This is a genomic window from Scytonema sp. NUACC21 (assembly GCF_054684315.1).
The window spans coordinates 18,477-38,601 of record NZ_BAAFZH010000077.1 but is presented as its reverse complement, the minus strand read 5'-3'; the positions used below and the strand labels follow the sequence as shown (position 1 = coordinate 38,601).

Sequence of the window (20,125 nt, the reverse complement as noted above, 5' to 3'; positions counted from 1 at the left end):
GGAAAACACCCCCTAGTTTTCCACAAGTTATCCACAGGAAATCTCGTACAAGAGGATTTATAAAAAGGAATTTAGACAAGTTTTCCACATTTTCCACAAAAAGAACTGTGATTTCAAGCTTCCCCACTCCCGACCAAGCAACAAGGTGTTAACATAGCCAACACACTTGCCGAATTTGACCATGAAACTAGTTTGCACCCAAAGCGACCTCAGTACTAACCTCTCACTAACAAGCCGTGCTGTACCCTCCCGTCCAACTCATCCGGTACTTGCTAACGTGCTTTTACAAGCAGATGCGGAAAAAAACCAAGTCAGCCTAACAGCCTTTGACCTCAGCTTGGGTATCCGTACCAGCTTCAACGCTGAGGTATTGCAAGGGGGCGCGATCGCGATTCCCGCTAAATTGTTAAATGATATCACCGCCCGTCTTCCAGAGGGAGAAATCACTCTAGAGGAAGAATCAGCTTCCACAGGAGACACCATAACTGGAGAAGGCTTAATTGTGACCCTAACACCAAAAAGCGGGCGTTACCAAGTCAGAGCAATGGGCGCAGAAGATTTTCCAGAACTCCCCGTGGTTGACAACGCTCAAGTACTTCATATCACCTCTGGAGCCCTAATTGAGGGATTGAAAGGTTCACTGTTTGCAACCAGTGCTGATGAAACCAAACAAGTACTCACCGGAGTTCATTTAACGGTTCAACAAGACACCCTCGAATTTGCCGCAACAGACGGACATCGTTTAGCTGTGGTACAAACAACAAATGAGAGTACAGAGACAGCAAACGCAGCGAACCTAGAAGTCACCGTACCAGCGAGAGCCTTACGGGAACTCGAACGGATGCTAGCTCACAGTGCATCATCAGATGAATCCGTCACCATGTACCTTGACCAAGGTCAAGTTATTTTTGAATGGCAACATCAACGTTTAACCAGCCGTACTTTAGAAGGACAATACCCTGCTTACCGTCAACTTATTCCCCGACAATTTGAGCGAGAATTAACCTTAGATAGAAAACAATTTTTAAATACCCTGGAGCGAATTGCAGTTTTAGCAGACCAAAAGAATAATATAGTTAAACTCAGTGTAGACAGTGAAGCACAGGAAATTACCTTATCTTGTGAAGCTCAAGATGTAGGTAACGGCAGAGAGTCATTACCAGCCCAGATATTGGGAGAGGAAATAGACATTGCATTTAATATTAAGTATTTGATGGAAGGTTTAAAAGCATTGCCCTCTACAGAAATTCAAATGCAATTAAATTCAAATCTGACCCCAGTGATTTTTACCCCAGTGGGTGGTTTAAAGATGACTTATCTAGCCATGCCAGTTCAGATTAGAAATTAAGCTGATCCTTTCGTAGCTTCTTATTTCGTAGCTTCTTATTTCGTAGTAGCTTCTTATTTCGTAGGGTGGGCACCGCCCACCTCAAAGCGTAGGTTGAGTTGAGTCACGAAACCCAACATTTAATCAAATTATTGGATGTCATTTCATTTTCTTGGCAAAAGAACGTAGGTTGGGTTGAGTCACGAATGTTGAATTCCGTCAGCTTTGAATTTCTTAGAAAAGCTAATACTATCATTAAACTATCAGTGTTCAAGGGTACAGTTCATCCAATTCCAAGCGATAACCCTTAATTAAGATGAAATAGCTGAGGCGATAAGCTGGGTACAGCTTGCGTTTCGCGATCGCACCTTGAATACAACGTAGGGTGGGCTATGGCGCACAACACCGAACTATAGTACACAGCAGCTTGCGGTGGGCAGTGCCCACCCAGCCCTTTCAATGCGTTCATATGTACTAATTACGATCCAAAATCCATGCTTAATTAACCCTTATGCAATCAGAGTTACAGGATATTGTGCAAAAAATGCCCAATTTTACGAGCAATATATTGACCGTTTTTGATAGACTTTTACATCCTACTGCATTGATGATTTGAACGCACCACCAACCAAATCTTGCGATTATGGTTGGGGATTGTTACGCTATGAAACCGAAAGGCTCCACAACGTCCCCAGCGTTATCGGCGTTCGCGATTTATTCGTGGAACTTCTGTCCTCGAATACTCTAGAGAAGGTTTTGTCACTCACAATTACACAATACCAATATCTGGCGGCTATATTATATGATGCGGATAGATCGGCTTGGTAAATTTTACCAGTAGTGAACGTTGCCAGAGAATAATTATTTTTATTCCGTTTGACTTTTCCACTACCATCATAAGCATAGGCACTTGTGTATTTAGGATTGATAGTTTGAACAATCCCTCCCAATTCAGTCCATCTCTGGGTTAGCGTCTCTACTATTTTTCGATGACACCAAAGATGGAATTTTTGTTTAGTTAGAGACTTTTTCCGACCTGCCTTAGCTTTCCATCCCTCAAGGTTTTCTATGACGATTACCTTAACTTTATGGAAGGCAAATTCTATAATTCTCTTACTAACTTTTCTAGCTATCTCCAAATTAATATTTGAAGATTGGCGATATAGCCCTTTACAAAAACCCTTGGGGAGTTTTTTGTCTTTTCCAATTCTTGCTTGGGTTTGCTTGGATTTATGAGCTATCATCATGCGTCGTTGGTTGCGACGGTCTATGTCACTAGCAGGATTAATAAACACCCTTGCTTTTACAGTACCATCACGACTAACGATTGAACAAGTGGCACTATTATTTATACCTAAATCAACACCTAAAACTTCATCCGAATCCTCCTTATTCACTTTGAGAATTTTCACAGGCATAGATAATTGACAAGTCTTTTTATTCACCACTAACGTTGGAGACTGCATTTCATTGCCAAATATCAGATGCCTATTGTTCCCACATCCTTTAACTGGTATTTTATTAATCCATACCCAATCCTTACCATTCCAAACTTTGATATCTACCGAACTGTAATTTAAGCCGTAACGAACTTGTTGACCCTTATATAAAGATGGATAAGAGTTACACATTGCTGTCAATCGTGGCGGTTTAGCATCGCGCCTTGAACGAATACCAGATTGCCATTCTCTGTAACGGGTCTGGAAACTCGACACTATGCCAAGAGCATCTGCAATTGCAGCCCTTCTTAAATAACTTGGGAATTTTCCGAAAGACGGATATTTATAAATGACTTTTTGATAATAGCTATGTTTGGGAGCTGGATTATCTGTTGTTTTGTGTATTATCTTCTCAACACTAGCAACCCTTTCCTTTGTAGATAAGTCGGCAACTTCTATCCAACGAGCATTTATAATTAAAACAAGAGGCTTGAGGAATCTTCGATATTCCTCTATCGTCATAATTAGCTGTTGCTTTTCTTCTGGTTTAGTTACCAAATCCCAAACGTCAGTTCTAATTATTTCTAGTAGTCCCTTTTTTCTCTTGCTCTTGTTTTTTCTCTTTCTCTTGCTCATTGGTTCGACCTACCACTATAATTTTATAGTACCTAAACGTTTAGGATAAGTCAAGTGCCTGTAACAGAATCTGGGAAAAATTGGCAGAAGGGAAACCGCGATAAAGTCAAGAAATACGTAGCAAAATACGATAAATCTAGAGCTAAGACCACAGTCTATTTAGAAAAATGGGTGACAGAACAAATCGATAAAGTCAAAGAACCAGAACAAACTTATGGTAACTGGGTTCGACTCCACGTTGAAGAATGGGCAAAAATCAAGTGTAGTGAGACTTCGACTTCCCTAAAGAATAAAGAATAATGTTGCGGAGCTTTTTATTGTTGGCAATTCCTAACCCCACCTAGAATGTAAATATCTTTATAGTATTTTTAGGTGGGGACTGCGGAATTGCATTTCTTGTTCAAAGATTGATGTTCATTCTTACGCTTTAGTTGAAAAATATTGTTTCAATCCTACAAACGGGTTTCATTGATTTGAAAGGTAAAGGCAACAAGCAGGAAAGAGGTAAACTAGGGTTGTTTCAATCCCGCGAACGGGTTTCATTGATTTGAAAGGCTGCTGAGTCGTCTAAATAGTTTCCACGAGGATGTTTCAATCCCGCGAACGGGTTTCATTGATTTGAAAGTTTTTGCATTCTCTAAGCTGGGCAACAGGGGCTATCGCGTTTCAATCCCGCGAACAGGTTTCATTGATTTGAAAGTTGTACGAAAAAGATAGTTCTCTTGGTGGTGGATTTTAGTTTCAATCCCGCGAACGGGTTTCATTTAATTGAAAGGTAAGAGTAGTCAAGTCATTAACTTTCATTTTCATATCGTTTCAATCCCGCAAGCGGGTTTCATTTAATTGAAAGATAACCGTTGAGCAGCTTGCTAAAGTCCAATTGCAGCGTTTCAATCCCGCAAGCGGGTTTCATTTAATTGAAAGTGCTGGCGTTCGTGATTTTTCCCTTAGGGGTTCCATCGTTTCAATCCCGCAAGCGGGTTTCATTTAATTGAAAGTTTTTCCCGACCTTAACCGCAACTCTTTCATATTCGAGTTTCAATCCCGCAAGCGGGTTTCATTTAATTGAAAGATTTTAATATTTTCAACAGCAATCGTGAAAGCGCAGGTTTCAATCCCGCAAGCGGGTTTCATTTAATTGAAAGTCCTTGGTCGCTGGGTCCAAAACTTTAATCGACCCGTTTCAATCCCGCAAGCGGGTTTCATTTAATTGAAAGGCACAATCATTATGTCAAAACTGGAAGTAGAATTGCTAGTTTCAATCCCGCAAGCGGGTTTCATTTAATTGAAAGCACTGGTTTCCTGAAGCAATAGCAACACTGAAAACACGTTTCAATCCCGCAAGCGGGTTTCATTTAATTGAAAGTGCGCCCGAGTAGATGGCTGGAGTTAGCGCGACAGTTTCAATCCCGCAAGCGGGTTTCATTTAATTGAAAGGCGTAACAGACAGTTAGCTGTTGCCGTGCTGAAATGTTTCAATCCCGCAAGCGGGTTTCATTTAATTGAAAGGGAAGCCAACCGAAGCTAACTGGAGAGGCATTCCCACGACCATTTTTGGCGGGACTGTTTTAAAAGTCCATTTCAGGGTTTGGCGAACAGGCTGGTGCTCATACCTAAATCGCTGAAAGTATTGCTTTGTCAAGGTTCTGACGATTTGGCGGGAGGTGGGGGGTTTTCGCCCGTGCTTTGCCCAACTTCACCAATCTTATGAATTATCCCAGAGTAAAATAATATTCTCTCTGTTGTTGTGGTTTTGCCCGCATCTATGTGCGCCGCAATACCTATGTTGCGTACTCTCTCTAGCGGGTTGGTACGTGCCACAGCTGCCTCCTATAGTTTTCGCCTCATGATATCTTGTATATTACACTTTGTTAAGATATTATACTCTTACGGAAAACCGTCTTTTCATGTGTAAACACGCAAGACACTGCTGATTTTTTCACAATTTATTGATTTTCTAGAGACGCGCTATAGCGCGTCTCTACGTTAGTAACGATAGTGGGCGAAAGCTTTATTCGCTTCTGCCATGCGGTGTGTTTCTTCCCGCTTGCGTATTGCGTTTCCAGTTTCGTTTGCTGCATCCATCAACTCATTTGCCAGCCTGCTTGCCATAGTACGGCCCGGTCTAGATCTGGAGAACTGCACGAGCCAGCGCAAGGCAAGAGTTGTACCGCGTTCAGAGCGTACTTCCATTGGAACTTGGTAAGTCGCCCCGCCCACACGACGAGCTTTCACTTCTACTAACGGAGTGGCATTCCGCACTGCTCTTTCAAACACTTCTAATGGATCGCCACCAGTTCTTTCCTGAATCGTTTTCATGGCGTCATAGACAATTCGCGCAGAAAGCGATTTTTTGCCATGACGCATGATCCGCCGAATCATCATGCTGATCAAACGACTATTGTATACAGAGTCAGGAGGAACTGGCCGCCTTTGGATGACACCTCTACGAGACATACTTAACCTTTAGTTTCGATTTGGCAAAGAGACTATATGCAATACGCTATCTTACACCGGAAGCTCTCAGCGGTTTGTTTCACCGCTTTAGACCAACCTTCAGCTTTTTTAGCTGCAATTGCAGCAATACTAACTCCCACTCTTGCTGTCCTCAACAAGACACACAAGGCGAAACAATTATATAACGTGACTTTTTCTAGAAAAGTGCTAAGTGCTGAGGAGCTACCGTGTTTCTCAGCACTCATCTCTTAAGCACTTTCACTAGGATTTTGGACGCTTCGTTCCGTACTTGGAACGACCTTGTTTGCGGTCTTTGACTCCGGCTGTATCTAAGGTTCCACGGATTATGTGGTATCTCACGCCTGGTAAGTCCTTGACCCGACCACCACGAATCATAACAACAGAGTGCTCTTGCAAATTGTGACCAATTCCTGGTATGTAAGCTGTGACTTCAAACCCAGAGGTCAGCCTTACCCTTGCTACTTTGCGTAGAGCTGAATTAGGTTTTTTCGGTGTGGTTGTGTATACTCTGGTACATACCCCTCGACGCTGAGGGCATTGTTTCAGAGCAGGGGACTTGGTTTTCTGACGCGCTAGTTCGCGTTCATTACGTATAAGTTGCTGTATTGTTGGCATGAGTTACAGCGCGAGAAGCTGCTTTTAGTCTAAGTAACAACAAATCCTGATTATAGCTTTTTTTGTGAGTTTTGTGTCAAGTTTTTAATTTTAGTCATTGGTTATTCACCAGATCGACCACTAACCGTTTGTTGTGTTATGGGGATCTGAATTACAAACTCTGTTCCGTGTTCTACCGATGAAGTGTAACTTAAAGTGCCTCTGTGCCTCTCCGTAATAATTTGATAGCTAATTGACATTCCCAATCCTGTTCCTTTCCCAACGGCTTTGGTAGTGAAAAAAGGGTCAAAGATGCGATTTTTAATGCTTTCAGGGATTCCAAACCCATTATCACCGATTCTAATTCTCACACGCTTTTCAGACTGAAGAAGTTCTGTCGTAATGCAAATAGTACTGGGGTTTTGTTGGATCTCCTCAAAAGTTCGCCTCTGGTCTCTATCTTCCAAAGCATCAATAGCATTCACTAAAACGTTCATGAAAACCTGGTTCAACTGACCTGGATAGCACTCTACTAATGGAAGTTGCCCGTAGTTCTGAATCAACTTAATAGCTGGACGAGTTGGCTGTGCTTTCAGTCGGCTGTTAAGAATCATCAAAGTACTGTCAATACCTTCATGAATATCGGCAGTTTTACATTCTGCTTCATCAAGACGGGAAAAGGTTCGCAGAGACTGAACAATCTCGCGGATGCGCTGAGTTCCCACTTTCATGGAGTTGAGCAGTTTTGCAAGGTCCTCTTGGATAAACTCAAGGTCAATAGCTTCAATCATCTGTTGAATTTGTGCAACAGGATTGGGATAGCAATCTTGGTATAGCCTTACCAATTGTAGTATATCTTCGATGTACTCACAAGCATAAACAACATTCCCATGAATAAAGTTGACTGGATTATTAATTTCATGGGCAACACCCGCCACCATTTGACCCAAGCTCGACATTTTTTCACTTTGAATCATCTGAGCTTGGGTGCGCTCGAGCTCTTGGAGAGTTTGTTCTAAATCTTTAGCTTGCTGTGCTAACAGAATTTCGGCTTGTTTGCGTGCGGTAATATCTCGTGCAATTGTTGAGAAAAACTCAACTTCTCCGTTTTCCCCTTTGTGTGCCACAATCACTTGAGAGACAGGCATTTCCCTACCATCGCCAGATCTAAAAATACTCTCTCCCGACCAAATACCTTGTTTGATTGCAGTTGGCAAAATCTGAGTTTGTAAACGCTTTAGCTGTGATGGCACCATAACCTCACTGATATGCAAACCATCGCCTTTTTCTGCGGGAATACCTAAAATATCCTGCCCTGCCTTGTTAAGATAAATGCTATGGCCCTCCGCATCAGCGATCGCAATAATATCGGTGGCGGCTTCAAGAAGAGCCATATATCTTGCTTGTTCTTTGTGTGCCTTTTTTAGAGCAGTGATGTCACGAGCAATACCAATTAGGTCAAGAACTTGACCGTCTATGTCCCTAACAGCAGCGATGTTAGTTGAGAACCATCCGTAATTGCCGTCTTTATATCTAAATCGGTATTCCAATCCTGTCACGCTTGCTTTACCTCCAGCTATTAGGCTAAAGGCATTCTTGCAAATGGGTAAATCTTCTGGGTGAATCAGCCGCAGAAAAGACTGTTCCGCCATTTCTTCCAAGGAGTAGCCCGTATCAAGCGCATAACTGGGGCTGATGTATGAAACCTCTCCTTCAAGATTGCTGATAAATATTAAATCATTTGCATTTTCTATAATACTGCGGAATTTTGCCTCACTTTCTCGCAGGGCAGCCTCGGCAGCTTTACGAGAGCTAATATCTAGCTCTACTCCATCCCAAAGAATAGAACCATCAGCCTGCTTTTCTGGACGCGATACTGCTTGCAACCATTTTATTTTTCCTGAAGGAAGAACCACACGTCCTTCCCAGAACCAAGGCTCTAAGGTTTGAGCAGAGATGGTCACAGATTCATAAAAGGATGGGCAATCATCTGCGTGTATTATTTCTAACAACAAATAACTGTTGCCGTGAATTTCTTGGGGTAATAGCTCGTATAGTTCATAGCACCCTGAACTAACATATGGAAATGAGACAGAACCGTCAGGACTAAGGCGGAATTGATAAATCATTCCCGGTACGTTTTCTGCCAGCTTTTGGAATCTGGCTTCGCTGTTAAGCAGTGCAGCAGTTCTTTCCTTAACCCTATGTTCTAGTTCCTCATTAAATTGTTGAAGGGCTATTTCTGCCTGTTTGCGTTCGGTAATATCTAACAGCACACCACAGAAAATAATTTCTTCATTTACACCAATGGGGGTTGAACGCCCTTGCCACCAGCGAATTTCCCCACTCGGTTTAATTAACCGTCCCTCATAAAACCAGGGCTTTTTACGGATAATAACTTCTTCAACGGAAGCCAAGTAATTTTCTAAATCATCAGGATGCACCAGAGCCAAAAAATTCTGTATATCCTGAATCATTTCTCTTGCCGCGATCCCAGCTAGTTCCCAAACGTAATCGCTGATGTAGTCAATAGTCCAGACTCCATTGCAACTCCTAAATTGAAAGACTGCAATCGGTAAATTAGCTACTGTATCTTGCAAAAGGCTTTGGTTCTTGAGCAATAAAGTTTCTGTCTCTTTGAAAGACGCTATTTGACTTTGAGCTTCAGCGAGTAATTGCACTTGCTCAATGGCTGTTACTAAATGTTTAGCAATACAAGTTACACCTTCAATCTCGTATTCCTGCCACTGTCTTGGCTTAGCGTGTTGAAATATACACAATAGCCCCCAGAGACTATCCCCATCCCCTAAGGGCACAATTAAACTCGCTCTAATTTGAGAATTTTTCAAGGTGGCGATTTGGCTCTCGCTCAATTCTGCTTCATAAATGTCGGCGATCGCTTGGTTCTTTACTACTTGTTTGCTATTATACAAGTTTTTTAGACAAAGTTCTCGGTTTTTACTTAATAAACTCCCTTGATATTCATTTTGATTTGGTTCTAACACGTTCTCATTAACAGATTTCGGCATTTGAGAAAATGTTGAAGACACCGTAATATATGAAACATTGTTAGGTATGGAGACTAACCGCAATATTTCCACACTATCGGCGTTGAGGAGTTGACGGGTTTGTAGTGCTGCCGTCTTTAAAATAGTTTCTAAATTTAGCGATTCTCGAATTTTAGTAATGGTATCAACTAATAGAGTTTGATATTCTTGCTGAACAAGAAATTGTTCAAATTCCCTAGCTGGATTGAGTGTGGAAGAGACGTTAGCAGAGGAACTATTAGCCTTCGGAACCATAAAAAAATGATGTCACCCTTGTCTGAAGGACTCGGTAAATTTAGATTCACCTATGTATTATAATTCCCTGCTATCATCACGAAATAACACTCAATTCATCACTCTTCACGCTTGCGATTGAGAAAGAGTTACCGCAGCCACAACTCGCACTTGCTTGGGGATTGTAGAAGCGAAAGCCACCACCCATCAAATCCTCTGAATAATCTACCGTCAGCCCGTTGACATATTTGAGACTTTCAGCATCTATAACCACCTGAATACCTTGACAAGCAAGAACGCAATCGTCTGCTTTTGCTACCCCATCAAAGGACAGATCGTAATACCACCCGGAACAACCACCGGGTTTTACTGTTAAGCGAAAAAAGATATTTGATTGCTGCTGCTTTAATTTGAGTCGCTCGATCTCACTTGCAGCTGCTGCACTCAGTTGAATCATGAAACTGACAATAGAATTTAAAACCCATTTTTATTTAAACTTAAAAACCCGGCTTCTTCAAGAAACCGAGTGTTGTCATTAGATGGTCAATTATCTATTGTTTGCGTTCTTCAGTACGAGCGTAATCATCTTGGTATCGAACGATATCATCTTCACCTAAATACTCGCCATTTTGGACTTCAATTAATACCAAGGGAATGACGCCAGGATTTTCCAAGCGATGAGTGGTGCATTGAGGTACGTAGGTAGATTGGTTGTTGCTCAGCAGAATTTCGCGCTCGCCGCAAACGACTTTGGCTGTACCAGACACCACTATCCAGTGTTCGCTACGATGGTGATGCATTTGTAAGCTGAGACGGTGACCGGGCTTCACTTCTATGCGTTTGATTTTGTATCCGCGTCCCTCTTCCAGTACAGTGAAAGAACCCCAAGGGCGAAGTTCTGTAGCAGCAACGCCTCTAGGAGTCACAGCAGGGGGGAGGGGCAATGTGTTAGCTTGTGTTGCCTCTTGTAATTGAGCCATAGTTACCTCATTGTTTGACAGGAAAGACCGCCAGCAGTCTATATAATGTCGATGCAAAAATATGGCGCGATGTTGCAAAGCGTAATGACAAGCAATTCATGGCACCTCTGCCAACCATAGCAAATGAAATCTAGAGGTGTAATCCATGATTCCAACAAAATTATATCTCTACACCAATTCTTCATTAAAGGACATAACGCCTTATTGGAAGCTTTAAAGTTTTTAGTGCTAACTCAGCGAATCGGTAGAAATACTCCAATGCCGTTGTGAACGCGAGCAGCAGTATTGGGAAAGCGATCGAGGAGTTGTCCCCCCAAATAAAGACTGGTAGAACTACCACCATCTAAATTCAGGGCATTTACGCATCCCAGAGACTGCATTAACTGAGCGTGTTCTGCTAGGGTAGGTCCAGCACCACCGACACGATTGTGTACAGCTGCAATAATTAAATTCCCTGTTGCTGTCGTACATATACCACTACGCACAGCCTTTTCTGCAATAAAAGCATCGCTGAATTTTTCCCCTTTGGCATCAAGAACAATTTGACGATTTTGAAGTAACACGGGTCCCGCACCTAAAATGTGGGAATAACGGTTAAATTCATTAGGGGTAGTGAAACTGGTAATTTTTACCACAGAGCCAACGGGCAACTGGGAAGCACTGGCTGTAGCGTTACCCCGTAATGTCAACAAGTAGCCGTCTTTTGGAATGGGAATAGAGTTTTCAAGAGCTTTACCCCCTGAAAATTGATTGATAATTTTGTTGCTCTGAACAACAAGGATAATTTCGTTGTCGGTAAGGGAGGTATAGGTTGCTCCCCATGTGGGCGTGTAACGGGCAATCCCACTCTGAACGTAACCACTATTGAGATTTAAAATTGGAAACTGTGCGTTATTGGTTCCGATTAACGTTTCTTGTAGGGTGAGACGACCGATGTAAAACTCTCCGGAATGATTCCAAGCGATCGCACCTCGGTTGAGAATCGGACCCGACAACCAGACATTATCCTGACGAATTGCCCCCAAAGGTAATCGGTTATTGCGGTTAAAATAGCCACCATTAATGGCTGCAACTGCTATTTGTTGTTGTGCGGTTTGGATCAGAGGGGCAGTTCCAACCATTGTGTCGGAATTTGTCAAAATTGGTTTTAATGTCACCCCAGTGGTGCGAGGATTAATTTCTAACCAGACCACTGGAAAACGGTCTTGACCTAAATTCACATACTGCTGCCCTTGTCGCAATCCTGGTGCCCAAGCAATACTTCTCTCTACCATAGCATCCGGTAATATTTCAACCGTCAAGCGGTAGGGATTGGATAAAGTATTCACTCTAGGTGCTAAACCAAATGGCACCCTCAGCTTAATAATCGTTTGGTTGTTAACAATTTCTACTTTTTGAATGAGTGAATCGGGTGTTGATGGTGTTGGTAGTGTAGGCGGTAAGATATTTTCCTCCTCCTGACCCCTTGCCAAGTCTCCCTCTTGGGTAGTGTATTGTGCTACTAAACCAGTATCAGCTATTCCATCTAGAGTCAGTGTCCATTCTCTGTTTGGCACAGAGGACGGTTTGGGGATTGTGCTGTCAGAATCAAGTAGTGAAATTGGTGATTTTGTTACGGGTAACCCCTGTGAAATTTGCCAGGGAGTTGGACGATCTAAATCTATAATGATGGTATTACCCAAAGTTTGCTGACTCTGGCGAATGTTAATCGCTTTTGCCCTCGGCGTGGAAATCGCTAACGTGTTACCATTTGTTTGTATCTCCCATTCAGCTGTCTTGGCAAAATTTGTGATATCAAGATACCGATATCCTGTTGTTATCAAACTAGTTAAAACCATAGGGTTAGTGGATGACGAAAACCACTGTACTGGTTGTCTAGTTGGGTTGTTGTTGTTTAATAAATTGACTCCTACTAATTGCCTAATAGCTCCATCACTGATATGAGTGTTCAACTTGCCTGTATGAGATTTTTGCTGCAACCAAGCCCCAGGAAAGATGCGACCATTGAGGGAAACTTGATTACCGTAAGAAATCAATTTTGGGATTGCAGGAGCGGGAGGTTGGGAACTTGTTTTTGATGTTGGTGCAGTCTCGATCGCTTGCTGTGCTTTTGCACTATCGTATATAGCTATCAAACACAGTAGAGTGGAAAGTATTGATGGTAGCAAAACCTTGACGAAACGACTATTGCTCTTATTTGCCACAGAACTGCAATATTGGGTGAAACCAAAACTCAGTATTATTACCATAATTCCTAATGTAATTTTGACAACGATTCTTTTAGCGATCGCTCATTTAAACATCAAAAAATGATGACGGGAGTTTTGCAGCAGAACCGAATGTGATATCGTATATATGGGCTTTTTGTCTCTTAAAACAAAACAAGGAATTCTTTAATGCGATTGTTACAAGAGTGCTATGCAAGATTAGCACTTTTAACCTTTCGCAGATGTATGATATTGCTGTAAAAAGTAAAATGAAGGCATCCGTGTTGACCGATCGTAGTCTTTTATGTCAGGTCAAGGCAGTGGCAGTACAAGTCGCAAAGAATTGGCGATAAAAAGCCAGAAAACAGAAGAGATATGTAGGATGGGAATTGTCAAATGGGCATATAGTGTAATACGCTGAATTTGTTGCTAAATCCGGATAATCTTCCCGCTAAGAGTTGTCAATCCGTATGTTAAACTCCCTATTTCAGGTAAGTTACAAAAGCTGCACCTGAAATGCGCTCGTCGTGAGGAAAGAGAAACTCGGTAAAAACTACGCAGCGTACTATAGGGGGCATTTTAAGTAGAAAGCTGTTGGCTGAGAAGTTGTGCACGTAACGCGGGATAAACACATAAAAATATCGAGAGAATTTTAACACGGGGGAAACAAAAATAACTACCCGAAGTTAAAATTTTTTTTCCCTAAAATTCGGTTATTCTAAGATTCCCATCTTGCAATTTAGAAAATTTTTCCTAACAACGAAGTAGAAAAAAATCGTAGCTCAAGATATCAGGGATAGAAACAAGGATGACTCAACAAAAAAACATGACAAATTTAGAAATTTCTAATGGGAGTACCTACCAAGGTCAACGATGGTTAGTGGAAGAGCGAGATGCTTGTGGTGTGGGTTTTATCGCCCACCGTCAAAATCAAGCCAGCCACGAAGTTGTAGAAAAAGCTTTAAACGCTTTAAGTTGTTTGGAACATAGGGGTGGTTGTAGTGCCGACCAAGACTCTGGAGATGGTGCGGGAATATTGACCGCTATCCCTTGGGAGTTGTTCCAAAAGGATTTGGCTGGATGGGGAAAAAACCTGTCTTCCACAGGTAACATAGCTGTCGGGATGGTATTTTTACCTCAAGATGAGGAAGCAGCCCAAAAAGCCAAGGTGATTTTTGAGCAATTGGCAACTGAAGAGAAATTAACTGTATTGGGTTGGCGAGTCGTACCAGTACAGCCTAAATTACTGGGGTTACAAGCAAGAGAAAATCAACCCCGAATTGAACAGGTTTTTGTAGCATCAGAAGACAAAAACGGTGACGAGCTAGAAAGATCGTTGTACATCACACGTCGCCGCATCCACACAGCAGTTCGCCAACTAAAAAGCACTTGGTCAGAAGACGTTTACATCTGCTCGTTATCCAGCCGCACAATTGTTTACAAGGGCATGGTACGTTCGGCAGTATTGGGAGATTTTTATGAGGATTTAAAAAACCTGTCTTATAAGAGCCCCTTTAGTGTCTATCACCGCCGCTTCAGTACCAATACAATGCCGAAGTGGCCCCTAGCTCAACCCATGCGCCTTTTGGGTCATAACGGGGAAATCAATACCTTGTTGGGAAATATTAACTGGATGATGGCTAGAGAGGCTAGTTTAAATCATCCAGTCTGGGGCGATCGCATTGACGAACTGAAACCGTTTGTCAATATTGACAGCAGCGATTCAGCAAATTTAGACAACGTGTTTGAATTGCTGGTGCATTCCGGACGCAGCCCATTAGAAGCCATCACGATCATGGTGCCAGAGGCATACCAAAATCAGCCGGAATTGCGAGCTTATCCCGAAATCGTAGATTTTTACGAATACTACAGTGGTTTGCAGGAAGCATGGGACGGACCCGCACTGTTGGTGTTTAGCGATGGGCGCAAAGTAGGGGCAACATTAGACCGCAATGGCTTAAGACCAGCCCGTTATTGCATCACTAAAGATGATTACATCGTAGTTGCTTCAGAAGCAGGGGTTGTACAGTTTCCGGAAGCAGACATTATTGAGAAAGGCAGACTCGGACCGGGGCAAATGATTGCCGTGGATTTGGAAAGCCAAGAGATTCTGAAGAATTGGGAAATTAAGCAGCGCATAGCCAAGCAACATCCTTATGGAGAATGGTTGCGCCAGTACCGCCAAAAATTGAGCAATGGGCAATGGGTAATTGGTGGGAATGGGAATGGGAATGGCAGTGGCAATGGCTCTGCCGCGACCCCTGTAGAGACAGTCAATGGCACTCGACCAACCGCACCTCCAGACAAGCAAACTCTCCTCCAGCACCAACTTGCTTTTGGCTACACCACAGAGGATGTGGAAATGATTATTCAGCCAATGGCAATGGACGGCAAAGAGCCCACTTTCTGTATGGGAGATGATATTCCGCTAGCAGTCTTGTCAGAAAAACCACACCTGTTGTACGACTACTTCAAACAACGCTTTGCCCAGGTAACGAACCCCGCTATCGATCCTTTGCGGGAAAGCTTGGTGATGTCTTTGAAAGTAGAATTGGGCGAACGGGGCAATTTATTAGAAATTAAGCCAGAATATGCCCGCAGACTGATGCTAGAATCACCAGTCTTGCAAGAGGAAGAGTTAGAGGCTATCAAACTGTCGGGATTTGCAACAGCAGAGTTATCAACTCTAGTTGAAATCGCTGCAGGTCCAGAAGGGTTGAAAGCAGCAGTCAAAAATCTACAAGCACAGGCGGCGGAATCGGTCAGAGCAGGTGCAAGGATTTTGATATTGAGCGATCGCGTCAACTCTGAAGGCAAAGAGGGAATTGGGACTGAGTATACCTATATACCACCGCTCTTGGCAGTAGGTGCAGTCCACCATCACCTCATCCGTGAAGGGCTGCGGATGAAAGCATCTCTGATTGTTAATACGGCTCAATGCTGGAGTACCCATCACTTTGGTTGCTTGATAGGCTATGGTGCAGCAGCGGTTTGCCCGTACATGGCTTTGGATACCGTGCGTAGCTGGTGGTTTGACCCCAAAACCCAACAGTTTATGGAACGGGGCAAAATTACTGCCATGAGTTTGGAGCAAGCCATTGCCAACTACCGCAAAGCAGTAGAAGGGGGGTTACTGAAAATTCTCTCTAAGATGGGAATTTCTTTGCTCTCAAGCTACCAAGCCGCACAAATATTTGAGGCAATTGGTATCGGTCGGGATTTACTGGACTTGGGCTTTTACGGGACGGCTTCTCGTGTAGGTGGCTTGAGTGTCAGCGAACTGGCGCAAGAAATACTTGCCTTCCACTGCAAAGCTTTCCCAGAAATAACAACGAAGAAGTTAGAAAACCTCGGGTTTGTCAACTACCGTCCCGGTGGCGAGTACCACATGAACAGCCCAGAACTGGCAAAAGCGCTGCACAAGGCGGTGGATGGCGTATTTGAAATGGATTGACGACCCCCTATCAAAAGTATCAGTTCAGTCAAGCAAAAAGGACGTTCACTTCAATGCGGAAGCACTGAACAACTATACCCAAGGGAAAATTATGCCAATGCGTATAAATCATTGGCGTCAAGTGACTCCATTAGAATCCTTAGCTGCTTCAAGACCGGATGATGACATTGTCGTCATGTTACGGGAGCCAGTTACAGTTAAACAGAATGGGGAAAGTGTGACTCTTTACGTTACCAGTGAACCCGTTCAAATTTCTGGACGCTTTTATGGATTAGTGAAGTTTTTGCAGCCAGTTAATGCAACAAGCCCAGAGTATCGTGTTGTACCTTTTAATCGTGATTCCCGTCAGTTTGATGGGGTTGAGGAAGTTGTACTTTTGCCTGAGGTGGTTCCTTTTGAGGAAATTATTTACCCCTCAAGCAACCGCAACCTGGAAAAGTCTCCCCTTAACGAAACGGGTTGGTATATTTACGGTGCAAAAAATGCTACTGGAATATTTGTTGTACAGGCTCTAGCTCCCCGTGCTTTGTTACGCGTCGAACCCCAAAAGACGATTGTCGGCAGAAGAGCAGCCTCCGAATACCTCAAAAAACGTTCTTGGAGGAACATTGTCGCCCATAAAGGACAAATACAATCTGTTCTTTTGAATACAAAGAGTACGGATATTCAGCAAGCGGTATCCAAATGGCGTGAAGGTGACCTGGCTTTGCTGTTACACGTTTATGGTGGTATAGGCGGGAAAAAACGAGAAGAGTCGGCGAAAGCTCCTGTCTACTTTGGTCATTTTTCTTATGGTGTGGCACAAGTCGTGCGGGAACCACTGACAGGTGAATTGCGCTTTGATATTGAGTATCACCAAGTTTATTGCCACAATGGTGATGCGCTGATTGCAGGTACCCTGTCTTGGAATCAATATATGGGCAATCGCCAGCTTGGTTGGTTGGGCATTCGTCCCACCTGCGATATTCTCATTAAATTCGATGCCCTTACAGACGATTATGATACTGATGAAATCAAGCGATCGCCATTGGAAGTTTTCGTCCGTCAATTAGAAATTATGACAGCGCGTTACCGCATTGGAGATGGCATGGGTGCAACCTATGTCGGTCCTGCCAACAATTGCGCCCAAGATTCTCACCAGGCATTATATGCAGCGATTATTGCTATTGAGACTGCCATTCAACAAGATAGCAAAAATATCCCCTATGCCCTCGAAACCAATCCAGAGTTTAAAAACTGGTTACTTCGTCATCCCGAATATGCCACCAGTTTTAAGCAGTTAGTGAAGTTAGGCAAAGTTCTCAGACGCGAACTCTTACCTTTTGGCATAGCAAGGGCTGACTGGCAGGGTAGAACTACAACCATAGGCAGTTCTCTTGCAGACGACCCTCTAAGACAACTTTTTAGAGCTTTAGTCAGTTGGCGTAGTATTCTTCCTCGCAAGGCAAGCGATACTGTTAGCCAAATATTTCTTAACCAGGGGGCTTCTATGTGGATACTTACCACCAGTCAGGTTGGTAACTCAGATCCAGATATTGCTGCGATTGCTCCCTTTACCTTTTAGCACAAATAATGTGGAGGCGTTAGGTTTGACGTCTCTACATTTGTGTATTCCAAGCAACCAAAACTTGCCAAATCAGCAACGTGTTGAACGTGGTAGCATAAATTTCTGCCCTTCTGGTGTAAATTTGCCGCGAACCATAAGGTGGTCATCGCCATTCAGTCGGTGAGGAAATGCTTGAACCTCAACATCCAGACGATCTGGACTAAAATAAATTTCTACTTGTTGAATGGGTTGGGGTATCCTTTCAAGAATTGCTTTCAGAGGGCAGACCTTTGTTCCTACCAAATCAAAAAGCTTGAGTTTGGTATCTTCTACCGTCATGGCAGCCAGGAGATCTAAATCTTTTGCGTAGTACAAGGGATTGCTTCCTTCAATGATGCAGAATACAGCTTTCTCTTTCACGACTCCTAGAATATGAGAGACAGGTTCGCGTTTTTCCAAGAGTCGGTTCAGTAATTGGACATCATTGGAATTGCAAGTATCTAGCAATCGAAAACCATTATGACCTCCTGTTGTATTGCATTGGGCAATGAACATATGTTCCGTTACATAACGGAAGCCAAAAGGTTCGTAAATTTCAGGTTGTGATGTGGTTAATATTAAAGTATTGTAACGGCGATAGCAGTAGTCAAGTACCTCTTCCATCACTTGACGATAGTAGCCCTGGCGTCGGAAATCAGGATGGGTAGCAACTCCATGAACTCCTCCCACGATTTCATACTTTCCCATCAGTTGCATGGGTATTTCCAGAACACCAACATGGGTAACAGCAATATCATCTTGGAAGAGCATAAACGGAGTTGAAGCAGACTCCCAAGATGCGCCCAGCTTTCTCCCATGTTCGGCAGCATCACTAATTCCATAACCTGGAAAAACAACCTCTAGCAGGTTAAACAGTTGATTGCTTAAGGTTGAAGCGCTCTGAAAGGAACGCTGAAAGCGATACTTGTTCATATTTGTTCGGATTGGGAAGTTCATCTTTTATACTACATATACTACACAAGCAATTCCAGGCAAATTTATGCAAGCGGAAGACACAAATCTAGTAGGCTGAGTTGAGGAGCAAAACGCAGCACTTTTTTACACGGCAGGTCACAATGGCACGCAAACGCCTAATTATCGAGATGGGGATGGGCATTGACCAACACGGACAAGAACCAACTGTCGCAGCAGCAAGGGCTGTAAGGAATGCGATCGCCCATAACGCTTTACCTGGAGTTTGGGAAGTTGCTGGTTTAAGCGACCCAAATGAAATGATAGTGGAGGTACAGGTTGCCGTTCCTTACCCCGAACAGGTAAGAGAAGAAGAAGTCTTAGCAGTGCTGCCCTTTGGACGAAAAACACTGACAGTAGAATCTGGCGGGATGGTCGTTCAAGGCAAAGCAATTCCCGCACTCAACGATAAAAATGATGAAATGTTAATCGCCGTAGCTGCCGTAACAGTATTGATTGAAAGTGCGTGAGTTCACAAACTGTAGGGTGGGCACTGCCCACCAACATTAAATTTGTAGCATAACCCTAATCAGCTTAGCCGTAGCCGTAGGGTGGGCACTGCCAGCCCTACTCGGCAGGTAAAGAATTTTCAGACAACAACTGTGTCGTTTCCTCACTTTCTTTAGGAATGGGAATTTTAACGTGTTCGAGAAAAGGAGACATCAAAGGTAAAGCAGCAAGAATACCCCCTAAAACGATTAAAAATACAGAAATTCCAAAAATTTGGTCGCGAGGAATTTCAAGAACACCACGTAAAATGACCTCTCTCAAAGCAGAAACAATAGTAATTTCTACTGCTGCACCTACAGATATTTGCCGTTCTTGTAAGTAATCAATTAACAGACGAAACAACTCTACGAGAATCAAAATAAACAAAATTTCAGACGTGACTTCCCGTAAATCCAATGGATGCACTAGGGAGAGAAACATAGTTCCCAAACGTATAAGCATGACACAGAATAAACCAAGACACAGAGAGATAACAATAATGTCTTGAAAAAACTCCAGATTACGTACAATTCTATCTCGCTGCAACCAGCTATTTAACCCTATCATGAGGCGTTTTGGCATGGCATTTCCGGACAGTCTAAATTCGCTCCTCCATCATAGGCAATGACAAATTTTAAATTTAAATTAAAAATTACAAATTTCAGATGACACCCTAAAGAGTT

The 20,125-nt window shown here is 43.0% G+C and carries 14 protein-coding genes, 2 pseudogenes and 1 CRISPR repeat array; of the genes and pseudogenes, 6 read left to right on the top strand and 10 right to left on the bottom strand.

Annotated features, from left to right (window positions below; genetic code table 11):
- The first annotated feature begins 181 nt into the window (after window positions 1-181).
- On the top strand, window positions 182-1,348 hold the full coding sequence (gene dnaN, locus ACYRY3_RS16270; RefSeq protein WP_460202673.1) for a DNA polymerase III subunit beta: 1,167 nt from the start codon (window positions 182-184) through the stop codon (window positions 1,346-1,348).
- Between the two features lie 641 nt (window positions 1,349-1,989).
- Here the strand turns inward: dnaN and ACYRY3_RS16265 are convergent.
- Window positions 1,990-3,402, bottom strand: coding sequence for an IS200/IS605 family accessory protein TnpB-related protein (locus ACYRY3_RS16265; RefSeq protein ID WP_460202672.1), 1,413 nt, complete (start codon window positions 3,400-3,402; stop codon window positions 1,990-1,992).
- Between the two features lie 54 nt (window positions 3,403-3,456).
- Between ACYRY3_RS16265 and ACYRY3_RS16260 the strand changes: the two genes are divergently transcribed.
- A complete protein-coding gene (locus tag ACYRY3_RS16260) occupies window positions 3,457-3,702 on the top strand; it encodes a hypothetical protein (RefSeq protein WP_460202671.1) in 246 nt (81 codons plus the stop codon).
- 143 nt (window positions 3,703-3,845) lie between these two features.
- Window positions 3,846-4,911: a CRISPR direct-repeat array (repeat unit 37 nt; unit sequence GTTTCAATCCCGCAAGCGGGTTTCATTTAATTGAAAG).
- A 171-nt stretch (window positions 4,912-5,082) separates the two neighbouring features.
- Here ACYRY3_RS16260 and ACYRY3_RS16255 read toward each other — a convergent pair.
- Both ACYRY3_RS16255 and rpsG read right to left on the bottom strand, forming a co-directional pair.
- Window positions 5,083-5,223: pseudogene (locus ACYRY3_RS16255) on the bottom strand (GTP-binding protein); the annotation flags it as partial.
- A 165-nt stretch (window positions 5,224-5,388) separates the two neighbouring features.
- Window positions 5,389-5,859 carry a 30S ribosomal protein S7 gene (gene rpsG, locus ACYRY3_RS16250; protein ID WP_460202670.1) on the bottom strand — a complete coding sequence of 157 codons (471 nt, stop codon included), beginning with the start codon at window positions 5,857-5,859 and terminating at the stop codon, window positions 5,389-5,391.
- Window positions 5,860-5,895: 36 nt separating this feature from the next.
- On the opposite strand from rpsG, the gene ACYRY3_RS16245 reads away from it, so the two are divergent.
- Complete coding sequence (locus ACYRY3_RS16245; protein WP_460202669.1) at window positions 5,896-6,111, top strand: hypothetical protein; 216 nt, start codon at window positions 5,896-5,898, stop codon at window positions 6,109-6,111.
- Window positions 6,112-6,120: 9 nt separating this feature from the next.
- On the opposite strand, the gene rpsL is transcribed toward ACYRY3_RS16245, so the two are convergent.
- The 5 genes from rpsL to ACYRY3_RS16220 all read right to left on the bottom strand — a co-directional run bounded on the left by rpsL (window position 6,121) and on the right by ACYRY3_RS16220 (window position 12,984).
- Entirely contained in the window at window positions 6,121-6,495 is a 375-nt protein-coding gene (gene rpsL, locus ACYRY3_RS16240) for a 30S ribosomal protein S12 (RefSeq protein ID WP_460202668.1), read from the bottom strand.
- Between the two features lie 101 nt (window positions 6,496-6,596).
- A complete protein-coding gene (locus ACYRY3_RS16235; protein WP_460202667.1) occupies window positions 6,597-9,776 on the bottom strand; it encodes a PAS domain S-box protein in 3,180 nt (1,059 codons plus the stop codon).
- Window positions 9,777-9,852: 76 nt separating this feature from the next.
- Entirely contained in the window at window positions 9,853-10,212 is a 360-nt protein-coding gene (locus tag ACYRY3_RS16230) for a HesB/IscA family protein (RefSeq protein WP_460202666.1), read from the bottom strand.
- A gap of 94 nt (window positions 10,213-10,306) precedes the next feature.
- Complete coding sequence (locus ACYRY3_RS16225) at window positions 10,307-10,735, bottom strand: phosphomannose isomerase type II C-terminal cupin domain (protein WP_460202665.1); 429 nt, start codon at window positions 10,733-10,735, stop codon at window positions 10,307-10,309.
- 233 nt (window positions 10,736-10,968) lie between these two features.
- Complete coding sequence (locus tag ACYRY3_RS16220; protein ID WP_460202664.1) at window positions 10,969-12,984, bottom strand: phosphodiester glycosidase family protein; 2,016 nt, start codon at window positions 12,982-12,984, stop codon at window positions 10,969-10,971.
- Window positions 12,985-13,750: 766 nt separating this feature from the next.
- Between ACYRY3_RS16220 and ACYRY3_RS16215 the strand changes: the two are divergent.
- Both ACYRY3_RS16215 and ACYRY3_RS16210 read left to right on the top strand, forming a co-directional pair.
- Window positions 13,751-16,378, top strand: a pseudogene (locus tag ACYRY3_RS16215) (glutamate synthase central domain-containing protein); the annotation flags it as partial.
- Window positions 16,374-17,960: a hypothetical protein gene (locus ACYRY3_RS16210; protein WP_460202663.1), complete on the top strand. Its 1,587-nt coding sequence runs from the start codon at window positions 16,374-16,376 to the stop codon at window positions 17,958-17,960. The pseudogene ACYRY3_RS16215 and the gene ACYRY3_RS16210, both read left to right, overlap by 5 nt.
- 72 nt (window positions 17,961-18,032) lie before the next feature.
- On the opposite strand, the gene ACYRY3_RS16205 is transcribed toward ACYRY3_RS16210, so the two are convergent.
- Entirely contained in the window at window positions 18,033-18,914 is an 882-nt protein-coding gene (locus tag ACYRY3_RS16205) for a GNAT family N-acetyltransferase (protein WP_460202662.1), read from the bottom strand.
- A 143-nt stretch (window positions 18,915-19,057) separates the two neighbouring features.
- Between ACYRY3_RS16205 and ACYRY3_RS16200 the strand changes: the two genes are divergently transcribed.
- Window positions 19,058-19,423 (top strand): Lin0512 family protein, encoded by a 366-nt coding sequence (locus ACYRY3_RS16200; RefSeq protein ID WP_460202661.1) that lies wholly within the window; start codon window positions 19,058-19,060, stop codon window positions 19,421-19,423.
- A 97-nt stretch (window positions 19,424-19,520) separates the two neighbouring features.
- Here the strand turns inward: ACYRY3_RS16200 and ACYRY3_RS16195 are convergent, their stop codons facing one another.
- Window positions 19,521-20,024 (bottom strand): phosphate-starvation-inducible PsiE family protein, encoded by a 504-nt coding sequence (locus ACYRY3_RS16195; protein WP_460202660.1) that lies wholly within the window; start codon window positions 20,022-20,024, stop codon window positions 19,521-19,523.
- Window positions 20,025-20,125 lie beyond the last annotated feature (101 nt).

Excerpts from the sequence above, each read along its gene's own strand:
- ACYRY3_RS16195 (WP_460202660.1), bottom strand. The coding sequence starts at position 20,024 with ATGCCAAAACGCCTCATGATAGGGTTAAATAGCTGGTTGCAGCGAGAT.
- ACYRY3_RS16220 (WP_460202664.1), bottom strand. The coding sequence starts at position 12,984 with ATGGTAATAATACTGAGTTTTGGTTTCACCCAATATTGCAGTTCTGTG.
- ACYRY3_RS16230 (WP_460202666.1), bottom strand. The coding sequence starts at position 10,212 with ATGATTCAACTGAGTGCAGCAGCTGCAAGTGAGATCGAGCGACTCAAA.
- ACYRY3_RS16205 (WP_460202662.1), bottom strand. The coding sequence starts at position 18,914 with ATGAACAAGTATCGCTTTCAGCGTTCCTTTCAGAGCGCTTCAACCTTA.
- ACYRY3_RS16265 (WP_460202672.1), bottom strand. The coding sequence starts at position 3,402 with ATGAGCAAGAGAAAGAGAAAAAACAAGAGCAAGAGAAAAAAGGGACTA.
- ACYRY3_RS16200 (WP_460202661.1), top strand. The coding sequence starts at position 19,058 with ATGGCACGCAAACGCCTAATTATCGAGATGGGGATGGGCATTGACCAA.
- ACYRY3_RS16235 (WP_460202667.1), bottom strand. The coding sequence starts at position 9,776 with ATGGTTCCGAAGGCTAATAGTTCCTCTGCTAACGTCTCTTCCACACTC.
- dnaN (WP_460202673.1), top strand. The coding sequence starts at position 182 with ATGAAACTAGTTTGCACCCAAAGCGACCTCAGTACTAACCTCTCACTA.
- rpsG (WP_460202670.1), bottom strand. The coding sequence starts at position 5,859 with ATGTCTCGTAGAGGTGTCATCCAAAGGCGGCCAGTTCCTCCTGACTCT.
- rpsL (WP_460202668.1), bottom strand. The coding sequence starts at position 6,495 with ATGCCAACAATACAGCAACTTATACGTAATGAACGCGAACTAGCGCGT.
- ACYRY3_RS16225 (WP_460202665.1), bottom strand. The coding sequence starts at position 10,735 with ATGGCTCAATTACAAGAGGCAACACAAGCTAACACATTGCCCCTCCCC.
- ACYRY3_RS16245 (WP_460202669.1), top strand. The coding sequence starts at position 5,896 with ATGCAATACGCTATCTTACACCGGAAGCTCTCAGCGGTTTGTTTCACC.
- ACYRY3_RS16210 (WP_460202663.1), top strand. The coding sequence starts at position 16,374 with ATGGCGTATTTGAAATGGATTGACGACCCCCTATCAAAAGTATCAGTT.